Raw genomic sequence first — 404 nt, 5'->3', positions numbered from 1 at the left:
AGCGGGCGACATGACCTCTGCCTCGGGTGTCTGCTTCGCGATTGAGAACGATGTGCATCTTCCTGGCCCCGAACGCGTCGAAGTTCTTGTGATGCACTTCGGTGATCTCCTCTTTCAGGACCTCGTCACGCTGTGCACGCGCGCACGGTGGACGCTGGCGACGGGCGTAGTAGGTGCTCGGAGCGATCTGGACCTCTGCTTCCCGCAGGGTCTGGCAGATCGGCTCGACTCCGAACTCATCCTTGTACTCGTCGATGTAGGAGCAGATCATCGCACGGGGGCCTGTCAAATGGTGTGTGTAAGGGGTGTGGCACCACCCCCTGAAGGAGACACACTGTGACGATTGACGCCATGCCGAAGATGAGCGCCGAGGAGCGCGCTGAGCGTCGTAGAAAGCAGGCCGA

At 60.9% G+C, this 404-nt stretch carries 1 pseudogene; it reads right to left on the bottom strand.

The features are described from left to right. Positions 1–271, bottom strand: a pseudogene (locus tag MU407_RS14245) (IS3 family transposase); the annotation flags it as partial. Positions 272–404: the final 133 nt, after the last annotated feature.

Origin of the sequence: Brachybacterium sp. Marseille-Q7125 (genome assembly GCF_023062615.1) — a bacterium.
Taxonomy (GTDB): Bacteria; Actinomycetota; Actinomycetes; order Actinomycetales; family Dermabacteraceae; genus Brachybacterium.
Note: the sequence above shows the minus strand (reverse complement) of the source record. Positions and strands in the feature narration are given on the sequence as shown.